At 45.4% G+C, this 12,471-nt stretch carries 8 protein-coding genes and 1 pseudogene; 4 read left to right on the top strand and 5 right to left on the bottom strand.

From position 1 onward, the window contains the following. Window positions 1-117: 117 nt before the first annotated feature. Both ABW391_RS26355 and ABW391_RS26360 read right to left on the bottom strand, forming a co-directional pair. The gene (locus ABW391_RS26355) at window positions 118-1,194 is read right to left on the bottom strand and encodes a cell envelope integrity TolA family protein (protein WP_353484897.1); all 1,077 of its coding nucleotides are present in this window, start codon (window positions 1,192-1,194) and stop codon (window positions 118-120) included. 362 nt (window positions 1,195-1,556) lie between these two features. Next, window positions 1,557-2,663, bottom strand: coding sequence for an arginase family protein (locus ABW391_RS26360; protein WP_353484898.1), 1,107 nt, complete (start codon window positions 2,661-2,663; stop codon window positions 1,557-1,559). 467 nt (window positions 2,664-3,130) lie between these two features. Here ABW391_RS26360 and ABW391_RS26365 point away from each other — a divergent pair, with 467 nt between their 5' ends. Beyond that, entirely contained in the window at window positions 3,131-4,660 is a 1,530-nt protein-coding gene (locus tag ABW391_RS26365; protein WP_353484899.1) for an OmpA family protein, read from the top strand. Window positions 4,661-4,743: 83 nt separating this feature from the next. Here ABW391_RS26365 and ABW391_RS26370 read toward each other — a convergent pair whose 3' ends face one another. Together ABW391_RS26370 and ABW391_RS26375 are read right to left on the bottom strand one after the other, a co-directional pair. Continuing rightward, complete coding sequence (locus ABW391_RS26370; RefSeq protein ID WP_353484900.1) at window positions 4,744-6,102, bottom strand: RagB/SusD family nutrient uptake outer membrane protein; 1,359 nt, start codon at window positions 6,100-6,102, stop codon at window positions 4,744-4,746. Between the two features lie 21 nt (window positions 6,103-6,123). Next, complete coding sequence (locus ABW391_RS26375; RefSeq protein WP_353484901.1) at window positions 6,124-9,189, bottom strand: SusC/RagA family TonB-linked outer membrane protein; 3,066 nt, start codon at window positions 9,187-9,189, stop codon at window positions 6,124-6,126. Window positions 9,190-9,402: 213 nt separating this feature from the next. Here ABW391_RS26375 and ribA point away from each other — a divergent pair, with 213 nt between their 5' ends. Together ribA and ABW391_RS26385 are read left to right on the top strand one after the other, a co-directional pair. Continuing rightward, window positions 9,403-10,005, top strand: a complete 603-nt coding sequence (ribA, locus tag ABW391_RS26380; protein ID WP_353484902.1) for a GTP cyclohydrolase II — start codon at window positions 9,403-9,405, stop codon at window positions 10,003-10,005. 60 nt (window positions 10,006-10,065) lie between these two features. Next, window positions 10,066-11,076, top strand: coding sequence for an NAD(P)H-quinone oxidoreductase (locus ABW391_RS26385; RefSeq protein WP_353484903.1), 1,011 nt, complete (start codon window positions 10,066-10,068; stop codon window positions 11,074-11,076). Here the strand turns inward: ABW391_RS26385 and ABW391_RS26390 are convergent. After that, window positions 11,048-12,205 (bottom strand): App1 family protein phosphatidate phosphatase, encoded by a 1,158-nt coding sequence (locus ABW391_RS26390; RefSeq protein WP_353484904.1) that lies wholly within the window; start codon window positions 12,203-12,205, stop codon window positions 11,048-11,050. The genes ABW391_RS26385 and ABW391_RS26390 overlap by 29 nt on opposite strands. A 69-nt stretch (window positions 12,206-12,274) precedes the next feature. Here ABW391_RS26390 and ABW391_RS26395 point away from each other — a divergent pair. Then, window positions 12,275-12,471: pseudogene (locus ABW391_RS26395) on the top strand (hypothetical protein); the annotation flags it as partial.

Here is a 12,471-nt window from a genome sequence, read left to right on the forward strand (position 1 = left end):
TGACGAGTGATGAATGACGAATTTGGCGCATTGCCTTCAAGATTTTCGGGTAAGTGCATACAAATGGAATCCAAGTCTAGGGCTTACGAAAAATTCCAGCAGCTATCTCCCAATTCGTCATTCCTCACTCGAAAAATTCGTCATTTGCTCCAGCTCCTCAGGACTAATGTTTAAAAAAGCACAAATGTCTGCGTCGGGCAGGCCAGCACTGCGCATGCGTTTGAGGCTTTCGTAGAGTTTATTTTCAGCTTGTTCGGCGCGTTTTTTTTCCTGTTCGGCGCGTTGCTTCTCAAGCTCGATCCGCTTTAATGCTTCTTTATTTTTCTTTCGTTCTTCTTGCGCTTTCTTTCGTTCTTCTTGCGCTTTTTTCCGTTCTTCTTGCGCTTTCTTCCGTTCTTCTTGCGCCACTTTTTCAGCAGCCAGCGCTCTGCGTTCCTGGTCTTCAAAAGCATCCAGATAAGTATCCTCTGCTTCCATATTGTCTCTGATTTCGGGCACCTCTACGGCCTCTTGCAGACGGCGAATAATGGAGCGAAAATCCTCCGGAAAATCCTCCTCGCGTACATTGAGGATATGCTGATCTTCGGTTTGGTTGCTTTGGTCAAACACGCTTAGGAGAATTTCCAGTTCGTTCCTCCTCCTGGTTTTCAAATCTTGAATGGAAATCACGTAACTATCGTGGCTCAGGCATTCGATAAAATAGTCTTTTTGCGGAATTTCTGCTTTGGAGTAGAGGTCGATGTACTTGCGGTTGACGTGGATGACAGGAATGTCGTGGATGCTGTCCAGGCTGTGGCCCAAGAAATAAATACTGATGATGGGCAAGGCCAGGGTTTTGTGGTTGCCGTCGTGGGTTTTTACGGTGTACACATTTTTTTTGTCGCTGTACTGCTTGCCCAGATACTGCCGAAAGCGCAGGATGTCGGTGGCCAATTTGGCTTTTTGGACTTCGATGATGACCAGTTTTTCCTCTGCAGGTGTTTTGATTTTGGCCGAAAAATCGAGGTGGTAAATGGTAAAGGTGGGCTTGATGCTCAGGGGATCCAAATGTACGGAAGTAGTGAAGGACTTGGGGCGAAACTCCAACTCTAATACCTCCGCTCCAATGATGGACCCAATGAGCAGCTTGGCTACTTTGGAGTCTTCCATCAGGTATTTAAAGACGACATCGTAGATCGGATTGGCGATGAGCATTTTTAACGCAATTTGTAGCAAAAATATGCATTTGGGCTGGAAAGTGCAACCAATTTGTAAATAAAATCAACATAAAAGGCCAGGACGTAATGGCCTTGGTGATCCTGGCTATTTTTTTCAAAACGATTTGGTCATTAAAGTAGGCTTGATTTTTATGGCACACAGCTGTTTTGACCGGGTAGCGGGTACTTGGTTGAATGGCAGAGTGGTGGGAAGCGGGAAGTGGCCAAGATTTTTGTGAATGACGAATTTTTCGAATGACGAGTGACGAATCCCCCCCTGGTCACTGAGCGGCGGTTATTGAGCGAAGTCGAAGTAAGCCGAAGTGCGAGGGGGCATCCGTCACTCGAAAAATTCGTCATTCACAAAAATCGTTTAAACGCATTTACCAGCCGATCTGGTAACTCGTCCTGAGAAGCCATCTTGTAATCGTTGTATGAGCAAGGAATCAAACGATGTCTCTGGTGCTTTTTGGTCGTTTTTACGGGAACTTGCAGCCACCAGCGTCCACTTCTTTGGCTTTTCCAAAAAGTAACCGTGAAATCCAGGGATTTTAACTCAACGATGTATTCGGTTAGCCCATCGGTTGCTACCGGAAAATCGCCTTTGCGGTTCTGAAGTCCATCCAGGAAATACCAAATCATTTGAGCAATCACATTGGCCGTCTGCGCTTTGCGGTCAAGCGCCGCTTTGTAACCAAAAACGCCAAAGGATTTTACTTTTTCACTCATACCGCCATAGCGGCTAAGTTGGCAAATTTCTTCTACATTAAACCCACTTGGCGTTGCATTTTCCTGCCCTGGAGCTTCACTTTGCTTGATCGAAGCCAATTGGAATCCCAATAAATCGGCATCTCGAATGATGGGCTCCACTTCCGACAGATTTGTTTTGGCCGTACCCAGGCGGATGTAATCAAAATGCAATTCCTCCATCAACCGGTAAGTACCTGGCAGGATAAAATGGGTCTGACAACCGATGATACCCAAGTTAAACAACTTTGATTTCTCCTGAAACACAATTTCGTTGAATAAATCGGGCTTTGCGCCTTCTTCGGGGATACTCAAACGGATGGTTTCATCAAAGGCTACCATGTTGATGTGCTGCAGCTCGTGCTGTAAGCCCTTGTACTGAATTTGCATCAATGCAGGATCAGTCCCTACTATTATCGGCAAAATTCCACTTTCGTGCAATTCAATCAATACGGGCATGATAAACTCCTCCGTACTTTTTCTAATCGTGCCTAAATCAGCAATATGCAAACCTTCAAAGGGAAAACTCAGGGGATAAAGTGCTTTGCGCAAAGCCAATCCTTCCCTTTCGTTCAAGGCCAGAATCGCGATCTGAATGCCCTGTAAGGATGGAAATTTTCCCTCAGTATGAATTTGCATGCGTGACCCCAATTGATCTTCATTCAAATCGGGTAGAGCTAAGGTGCCTAAAGAGATTGGACTAAGCCAGTTGTCGAGCATAAAACCGTATTGTGTGCAAAATACAGGCAGAAAGTTACAAATCGAAGTCGGATAAGCACCCTTAGCGGGTTAAAAAAGTGACTTTTTTTAGAATAAGAGTATAAATAGTAAAAATATCTGTTGCATAATCGTTTAAGTAGATATAAACCTTGGTAAGAAAAAAAAATAACTCTATTTTTGATGCGTAATAGTAGCATGGTCATTTTTCAGTTATATTCTACTGAAATCAAGGCCTTTTTGCCTCCTCGACCGGAAAACCTTTCACAAAAAGTTTACCTTCGCGTAATGTGCGGAGAGGTGAAAGCTGTATGTTTTTGTAAACCATTCTGCCCGGCCTCGCCACATCACCTGAAGTCTCGTACTTTATCTAGGAACCATTTTGCATCATTTATAGGTTGTACCGATCATTGTTTAGATGGTTGCAACCAATATAATCCCAATACTTAACTGATTTAATATCCAAAACCATGCAAAAACGTACTATTTTAATGATTCTCCTGATTTTCTGCGCCGGATTGGTTTGGGGCCAGAAAAACAAGACTCCCAAGGAGAAAAAAGAGAAAACTGAAAAACCAGCCAAAGTGAAAGCAGAAGAACCAGTCAAAGAAAAACCAAAAACCTCTGGACTGGCGATACCCAAAAGCATGATTGAATTTGGTTTGAATGGTGGCGGAGCCATTGTGGGCGGTGACGTCAAGCCGACTCCTTCTTACGCAGTTGGGTTTCACATTCGCAAAGCAACCGACTACATTTTTTCGCTTAGAGCAGATTTCCTGTACGCAGATTTAAAAGGAAAAAACGCCGCTACAAACGTAGAAAGAGATTTTAACACCAAATGGATGTCTGGAACCATGTACGGGGTGATGTCTCTCAATAGTTTGCGCTGGGACAAGCCTGTACGCAATACGAACCTCTATATTCTGGCAGGTGCGGGTGTCAATTCATTTAGCGCTACTTCCTTTAAAAGTGAAGATAATCTAAGGCAATTTGATACCCTGAAACGAGCTTTTGCTCCCCACATGGGTTTGGGAGCGGGTATTTCTTTCCGCTTGGGTAAAAAGATCAACATTGCACTGGAAGAACAGGCTTTTATGGTCTTTGGCGGTCGTGCCGACCTAATTGACAACATTGTACCGAATCGTCCTAACTTTCGTGATGTCGTTTCCTTCACCAATTTGTCCATCAATTTCAACCTGGGAAATGCCTCCAGCAAAACAGAACCCTTGTATTGGATCAACCCAATCGATGGGGTGTTGAATTCAATTGATGACAAAATCAACCAGCGTACTTCCGGTTTGATCAAAGATGAAGACGGCGACGGCGTAATCGATGCCATTGATCAAGACCCCAATACGCCAGCAGGCGCAATGGTAGATACCAAAGGCCGTACCCTGGATTCTGACCGTGATGGCGTTCCTGATCACATCGACAAAGAGCCCTTTTACATGCCTCAGGCCAATGAAAAAGTGGATGAAACCGGAGTGGTTACCAACCCACAAACTGGCGGAAACGGCAGGCCTGGTGGAAATGGCAGCGGAGTTACAGAAGAACGCGTGAAGGAATTGATTGATCAAGCGCTGCAAAACTACCAAATTGCCGACAATCGCACCAGTGCGGCGGAATGGTTTTTGCCAATGTTGCACTTTCCCGCCTCTACCGCTCAAATTAAGTACTCTGATTACGGCAACCTGGCGGGTGTGGGCCGCATGATGAAAGCCAATCCAGGCATCCGCGTCGTCGTGATTGGATTCACTGACAGCACAGGTTCTGAAAGCATCAACAATCAATTGTCTTACGATCGCGCCAAAAACGTAATCGAACACCTGGTTACCAGCCATGGTGTAGCACGTGGCCGTTTTGTATTGCAGTGGAAAGGTTCTGCCGATAACCTGGTGCCTACCAGCTCAAGCTACATGAACCGCCGTGCAGAGTTTCGCATTGCAGGCCCTGGCGATGTAGAGCAAGATCCTCCTGCTCCAAAGGAAGGGGGATATTGATAAGTAAATAGCGAATAAAATTAAAAAGCCTCGCAGTGATTGATTTCACGCGAGGCTTTTTAATTTTATTTGTAATTCGTTATTTAATATCCCGTATTCTGGGCAATTACTTTATTGGAAGTATCAACTTCCCGTTGTGGAATGGGCCAAAGTGCACGAAAATCCTGAGTGATTCCATTGGCATTCCATTTGCCAAAGCGGCGTTGATCAAACCAGCGCTGGCCTTCATGTGCAAATTCGATGCGCCGTTCTTTCTCAATGGCAGTTATCAAATCAGCTGCTGTTACAGCGGTAGATCCTGGCAATCCTGCCCTGGTCCGGATGACATTCACATCTGCCAAAGATTCTACCAATTTACTCAAATTGGCGCGAGCCTCTGCACGGATGAGGTACATTTCAGCCAAGCGCAGCAACAAAACGTTGTCGTCACCAGGGACTCTGGTGAATTTTGACGTCTTGCCTGCGGGACTGGCCGTAAAGTTGACAGCTCTACGCACATCATTGGCTTCGTGTGCGTCGCGCAAGCTATTGGTCGTTGCAATTTCATTGCGCCCACCCAAGGTAGTAGGGTAGTAAAAGAACGCAATCGAGTTAGTATTATTAATGTCAAATTGCAGTTCCCAAATGGCTTCAGAAGAATTCTTTTTGGTGAAAACATCCCCAAAACTGGCACTGGCAACCAGTGTATAGGCTTTGCTGTCGATAACCTGAGTGGCAGCAGCTTCCGCTTCGGCCCATTCTCCACGGTAAAGGTGTGCCCGGGCTTTGAGCGCCAACGCTACATTCTTATTGACCCGACCCGTACCATTGCTGGCCAGTAGGTTGGCCACACCAAAGTTGATGTCTTCCAAAATCGCGGTCCATACTTCAGCCTCGGTGTTGCGTGCAACCGGAACCGCATCCGTAGCTGCCAGGGTTGGCTTGGTTACCAATGGAACTCCAACACCACTGGCTTTATTGTAACCGGCAGCACTGCCGCCAAATGCCCGCAAAAGGTTGAAATAGTGAAACGCCCGCAGAATGCGTGCCTCAGCAATGGCATTGTTTACGTTGAAAGAAGGATCAGTTACGCCAGATGAAGCCGCGATTACGGTATTGGCTCGGTTGATCCCGATGTAAATGGATTGCCACATGTTGGTCAATTCTGCATTGTCGGTCAATAATTGCCGGTTAGCAAATTGCGCAAAAGAAGGGAACGTACCGGTATGTGCCAAAATATCTGAATACAAGTCGGCCAACGCAAAATACCGTAACCCCATGTAGTTACCACTTTGTACAGCACTGTAACAACCAATTAAGGCCGCATCCACGTCCTGACGGGTTTTGAAACCCTGTGCGCCATCCAGGGCGGTTTCAGGGTTGAGTTCGATGTTCTCCTGGCAGCTACTAAAAATGTTGATAACCAAAAAGAGAAGAACTATTTTGAAAATGTATTTTTTCATCGCTTCAAAGTTGATTGTTGGTTAAAACGTGATGTTCAATCCACCCATGATCGTGCGTGACTGGGGGAAAGTCAAGAAATCGGTACCCGCCGAGAGCGTAACCTCACCAAATGTGCTTACTTCGGGATCCAGTCCAGAATAATTGGTAAAGGTCAGGAGGTTTTGTCCACCAACATATACGCGCAAACGATTGATTTTGAGTTTGTCTGTAATGCTTTTGGGTAAGCTATAACCAAAGTTGAGGTTTTTCAAACGAATAAAAGACCCATCTTCGAGGAAACGATCAGAAGTACGCCGGTTGTTGTTCGGGTCCCCAAATACGGCTCTTGGGAAGGTGGTACTTCTATTGTCCGGTGTCCAACGATCCAATACTGTTGCGGATTGACCAAAAATGCCGTTCATTCCTTCACTAAAAGCGCGGGTGTTGTTGTAAATCATATTGCCCGACTGGAATTGAAAGAAGAACGAAAGATCAAATCCAGCAAAGGACAAATTGTTGGTTATACCACCATAAAATTTTGGCAAAGCATTGCCCAAAATTTCCTGGTCTAGGGCAGTGATCAGGCCATCTCCGTTCAAGTCCTTGAATTGAATATCGCCAGGCCTGGTCAAAGTAGATTGGTATACTGAAGTAGCAATTCCAGTTCTTTCTCTTGCTTTGGTATTCAATGCATCAATTTCTGCTTGTTCCTGGAAAATGCGTTCCACCCGGAATCCCCGGAAGGCGCTGGGGGCTTCTCCTTCAGCTACCCAACTCGCAAAACCCGAAGCAAATGGAGTTCCGGCCAGCTTGATGATTTTACTTTCCAAGAAAGCAACGTTAAAACTGGTGCTCCAGGTGAATTTTTTGGATACAAGATTTTGGGTGTTCAACAAAATGTCGATGCCCCGGTTTTGGGTAGATCCAATGTTTTCGGTAATGCTGGCAAAGCCAGAAGTAAATACCAAGGGCCGGTTCAATAACAAGTCGATGGTATTGCGTTCGTAGGCCTCCAGCACCAGGCTGATTCGATTGTTGAAGAAACCCAGGTCCAAACCAATACTCACGTCTTCGTTGGTTTCCCAGGTTAATTCTGGATTACCCAATTGACTGGGCGACAAACCCGCAATTTGGTTGTAGTTGGCACCTGGAGAAATCAAGGCTCTGGACGCAAAGTTGCCAATGTTTTGATTCCCCGTTTGACCGAAGCCAGCACGGAGTTTCAACTCGGAAATGATTTTGCTGTTCTTCAGAAAAGGCTCTTCCGACACGCGCCAAGCGGCAGATAGCGCAGGGAATAAAGCCCAACGCTGATTGGCACCAAAACGAGAGGATCCATCCCTGCGGACACTTCCACTGATGAAATATTTCTCCTTGAAGTTCAGGTTTAAACGAGAATAGTAGCTGTTCAATCCCCATTCGGTACGGCTGGAGCTCAAGTCCTTTTTGACTGAAGCAGCATTGAGGGTTTTAATGGTATTGCCGGGAAAGTTTTCCCCTTGTCCGAAAAAGCTTTCTGAACGGCTATTCTGGAAAGCAGTACCCAACAAAAGATCCAGATTCAAACTGCCGATTGACTTACTGATCGTAAAAAAGTTTTCGTTGACCAAGTTTAATTCCTGGTTGTAAGCTTCAATGCCCTGCCCACGTAAGCCAAATCCGGTATTTGTGGTGGTAGGTGCAAAGCGAGTTTCCCGGAAATTGCTCAAGTCTAAGTTCAGGTTGGTTCGGAAAGACAACCAAGGTAAAATGCTCCAGTCTCCATAAAGCGTAGATAAAATCCGACCGCTAAAGTTCTCATTGGTTGGCTCCAATTGTGCAGCCACCGGGTTCTCCACAGATGAGTTGGCATCCTTGGCATAAGTACCATCCGCATTGCGCACGGGGATGTGCGAACCCATTAAAAATGATGCGCTCAATACCCCGTTGATGTTGTTGTCGTTGTTCAAACGATCACTGTTGGAACGAGATAAGAAGGTGCTGGTACCAATTTTGATTTTATTGGTAATAAAATTATCAAGGTTCAATCGAATGCTGTAGCGGTCAAATTTTGACCCCTTGATGATCCCATCTTGAGTGAAATAAGCGGTAGAAAGGTAAAATTTAGTGCGCTCATTGCCTCCAGAAAAAGATAAATCTGTTTGGCTGATGGGCGCAGTTTGCAGGATTTGATCAGACCAGTTGGTGTTTGGATAAGTATCTGGTGCTGCATCCAGCCCAACCAAGCGCTGCGAACTGGGCAAAGAAGTAGCCGTAAAGCGGTTACGGATGGCTTCTTGAACCACAGCAACATATTGGGGACCGGTTAGGGTCTCCGGTTTTTTCTGGATTTCTTGCTGTCCATAATAAGAATTTAGGGATACTTGGGTTTTACCTGCTTTCCCCCTTTTGGTCGTAATTAATACAACGCCATTGCTGGCTCTGGACCCATAAATAGCTGCGGCCGAAGCATCTTTTAACACTTCAATGGACTCGATATCAGTGGGGTTGATGTCGGTCAAGGCGTTGGCTTGCTGGCCACCAAAACCAATTTGAGAGTTGCTACCAGTACTGATAGGTACTCCATCAACTACATAAAGGGGTTGATTGCCTGCATTAATTGAGGATGGGCCACGTACCCGCACTGAAACGCTACTCCCTGGTGTACCCGAGGCTGCTACCACTTGCACACCAGCTGCCTGGCCTTGCAATGCTTGATCTACACCCGTAACTGGTAGTTTGGAAATGGTTTCTCCACTTACTTTAGCTACTGAACCGGTAATACCTTTTCTGGATTGGGAACCGTAACCTACCACTACTACGTCTGAAAGACCGATCACTTCTGTTTCCATGGTGATTTCATAGTTGTTGGCATCAGTTAAGGTCACCTCTTTTGGGCTAAACCCAGTGTAGCTGATCATCAGCACAGTAGCATTAGGAGGAACTACTAGGCTGAAAGCCCCATTGACATCGGTAATGTTACCTGTCGTTGTTCCCCTGACCAGGATCGTGGCCCCGATGAGGGCTTCCCCTTCGTCGTCCGTCACTTTCCCTGTGATCGTCCGTTGTGCCCAGAGCGACATACTGCCAATAAGCAATAGCGCTAGAACTAGTAAGTGTTTTTTCATACTAATAAATTTGGTTTAGGTCGGTAAACAAAAAAGAAAAGATATTGTTCGCAGCTGAAATCGAAATAACTGAAATTTGCCTTTGTTGAATCTACATTATCTTATCTTTGCCTCCTAAACCTAATGCACACAACACTTGTTCATTGCTCATACAATATTGTGATTTCCTTAAAAATGTAGGCCTTGCCGATAATTGAGGAGGGATAGTTGTTCATGAAGAGAAGAGAAAAACGCTTGGTACGTCAGGCGGAAGCATTGATTCCAACCCCTTGGGGTAATTTTAGGATGGGGGCTTATGCAGAAGATTCCGAAGACTGGATGCCACACCTGGCGTTGGTTAGTGAACATTGTGATTTGAATGCTCCTGTACTCACCCGCTTGCATTCCGAATGCATTACTGGTGATTTGTTTGGCTCCAAACGCTGTGATTGCGGAGCACAATTGGCTTATGCATTGGGGAAAGCAGCAAAAGAAGGAGGAATTGTACTTTACTTACGCCAGGAAGGTCGTGGCATCGGTATCATCAACAAGCTGAAAGCCTATAACCTGCAAGACATGGGTTTCAATACAATTGATGCAAACCTGCACTTGGGCCTAGAGGCAGACGTACGCAAGTACGACATAGCCATTGAAATGCTGGAGGACTTGGGCGTGTCCGAAATTAACTTACTGACCAATAATCCAGATAAAATTGAAGCGTTTGACAATGCCTCTGTAAAGGTAATCAAGCGCATCCCCATCATCATCGAACCGAATGCAGATAACCGGGAATACTTGCGGATCAAGCAAGAATTCATGGGACATTTGTTAGGGTAACCCTGCGTGGTTACCCAATAACTAGGGCGACCAAGTAGGGTCGCCCCAACCACCACCACCATGCGCGCTATACAATTCCATCAGTTTGGTTCTCCCGATGAATTGTTCATCGGAGAATTTCCTACTCCTGAACCATCAGAATACCAAATTCGAATTCGGGTTAAAGCTACTGCTCTCAATCGGGCAGACTTGCTGCAGCGCGAAGGTAGATATCCGCCGCCTGCTGGCGAAAGCCCGATTTTGGGACTAGAAATAGCTGGGGAGGTTGAAAAACTGGGTTCAAAAGTCCAAAAATGGAAAATTGGCGACCGCGTTTGTGGTCTGCTGGCCAGTGGAGGTTATGCGGAATATGCAGTGATACACGAAGACATGGCCATGCCCATTCCAAATAATCTTGATTTTGTAGCAGCAGCGGCTATTCCAGAAGCTTTTCTGACCGCATTTCAGGCATTGGTTTGGATTGCAAAATTACAGGCAGGCGAGTCCATTCTAATCCACGCTGGAGCCAGTGGCGTAGGTACTGCTGCGCTTCAATTGGCACGCTTGATTGGCGCAAAAGCTTATGTGACTGCATCTGCTGAGAAACACGCCATTTGCAAATCTTTAGGGGCCGAACATTGCATTGATTACAAAACCGAAGATTTTGCGCAAAGGATCCAAATCTTGACCGAGGGTAGGGGAGTGGACGTAGTTTTGGATTTTTTAGGCGCATCGTACCTGGAAGGTAACCTCCAAGCCTTAGGCATGGATGGTAGAATGGCTCTTCTCGCTGTGATGGGTGGTGCGCAAGCAACTGGAATCAATTTGGGAATGGTACTGATGAAACGTTTGAAAATTCAGGGCTCAACCTTGCGGGCAAGAACTTTAGACTATAAAACAGCACTAACGCATGCATTTGTGGAGATGGCCTGGGCTCATTTTGCCAGTGGGCAATTGTTCCCGGTAGTGGATTGTGTTTTTCCCTGGGATAATGTTGCTGAGGCGCATTTGTACATGGAAGCTAATCGGAATCAGGGTAAAATTGTGCTGAGTTTACAACCCCTTATTTATTCGGGAAAACCTTCAGGTTAAAATTCCATTTTTGCTGACTTTGGCACAATTCCTGAAAATAATCCCAGTCAATAAATTTTTGATCGGCACAAATTCGTGCCAGTTGACGATAGGAATTGAAGGTCACGATTTTATGGTTGGCTTCTTTTTCTACAAATTTTTCCAGGCGCCGCAAAGGGCGGTTTTTTTGTACATCGCGGATAAATATTGCCGCAATTCGCCCCGGATATTTCTGGTCAATTTCATGGTAGAGATAAGGGTCTTTCTCGGCGTTGTCTCCAATCAAGATGAACTGTTTTTCTGGATACGTATCCAAAATGCGCTTGATGCTTTCCGATTTGTGACCCTGATCATCTTTGGTATGGACTTTATAGGGAAACCCAATATCGCGCAACAATACGGGGGCTTTGGGCATCGAGTGCAACTTGAGGTAGCTCATCACCAGATCATAAATGTTTCTTGGGCTATTGGACAAATAAAACAATGGAGAGTAACCCTGATCATGCATACCTCGGCGCAATGCGCGCAAAAAAGCAGCCACTTCGTCAAAAACCTTGCGTTGATGGATGCTTTTGAACAAGGTATTGTAAAAAGCACGCCATTTGAGGGGACTTGCAACCCCTGTTTCAATGACGGTATCATCCAAATCGGTGATGATGCCCAATCGGGCATCTTGTGGAGGAAATAAGATACTGGTGGTCGTTTCGATTTCTAAATCATTTGTCCAGGGCGTTTGCAACAAAGTGATTTTTACATTTTGCCAGGGTTCTTCATCCGGAAGCACCAATGGAGGATCCAAAGTCGTATCCAGGGTAAAATAACCTTCCCGATCGGTGATCAATTCAAATTGGTGGTTTTCAATATCGACCCGCAATACGGCATTCGGAATCTCATCGCTTTCAAATCTTTGGTAAGAGTTGATCAAATTTTGCAGTACCGTATTCGTAGGGCTATTGCGCAAGCGTTTTTTGACCAGTACTCGCCCTTGTAAGAAAAGATAATCTGGTCGCCCAAACCCTCGATAAGTAGCAATTTTAATGGGTTGATTTTGTCCTACGCCACTTACTTTGACCAGCGCAAACCTCAGGTCATCAATGAAATGATCCAAACGACGAAACAACTTAAATAAGGTGGTTTTTAGCCAGGACATTAAAATATAGTTTTCTTCGTTCAAAAGTCGGAGAAACTTCCGATTTTTTCGCTGTAAAATTGCATTAACATGAGAAAATACTACACATTGCTTTTTATCGGATTTATCTGCACGGTTCCAATCGTTGCGCAAAATACTGAAACGCCCATGCTGGAGGCCAGTTTGAGTGAGGTTTCAAGTGTGGATGCCATTGTAAAAACCCTTTACCAGGTTATTTCCGGCCCGGCCAAACAACGTCGAAACTGGAACAAATTCCGTTCATTGTT

Origin of the sequence: Haliscomenobacter sp., assembly GCF_040403615.1 — a bacterium.
Classification (GTDB): domain Bacteria; phylum Bacteroidota; class Bacteroidia; order Chitinophagales; family Saprospiraceae; genus Haliscomenobacter.

Excerpts from the sequence above, each read along its gene's own strand:
- ABW391_RS26355 (WP_353484897.1), bottom strand. The coding sequence starts at position 1,194 with ATGCTCATCGCCAATCCGATCTACGATGTCGTCTTTAAATACCTGATG.
- ABW391_RS26360 (WP_353484898.1), bottom strand. The coding sequence starts at position 2,663 with ATGCTCGACAACTGGCTTAGTCCAATCTCTTTAGGCACCTTAGCTCTA.
- ABW391_RS26365 (WP_353484899.1), top strand. The coding sequence starts at position 3,131 with ATGCAAAAACGTACTATTTTAATGATTCTCCTGATTTTCTGCGCCGGA.
- ABW391_RS26370 (WP_353484900.1), bottom strand. The coding sequence starts at position 6,102 with ATGAAAAAATACATTTTCAAAATAGTTCTTCTCTTTTTGGTTATCAAC.
- ABW391_RS26375 (WP_353484901.1), bottom strand. The coding sequence starts at position 9,189 with ATGAAAAAACACTTACTAGTTCTAGCGCTATTGCTTATTGGCAGTATG.
- ribA (WP_353484902.1), top strand. The coding sequence starts at position 9,403 with ATGAAGAGAAGAGAAAAACGCTTGGTACGTCAGGCGGAAGCATTGATT.
- ABW391_RS26385 (WP_353484903.1), top strand. The coding sequence starts at position 10,066 with ATGCGCGCTATACAATTCCATCAGTTTGGTTCTCCCGATGAATTGTTC.
- ABW391_RS26390 (WP_353484904.1), bottom strand. The coding sequence starts at position 12,205 with ATGTCCTGGCTAAAAACCACCTTATTTAAGTTGTTTCGTCGTTTGGAT.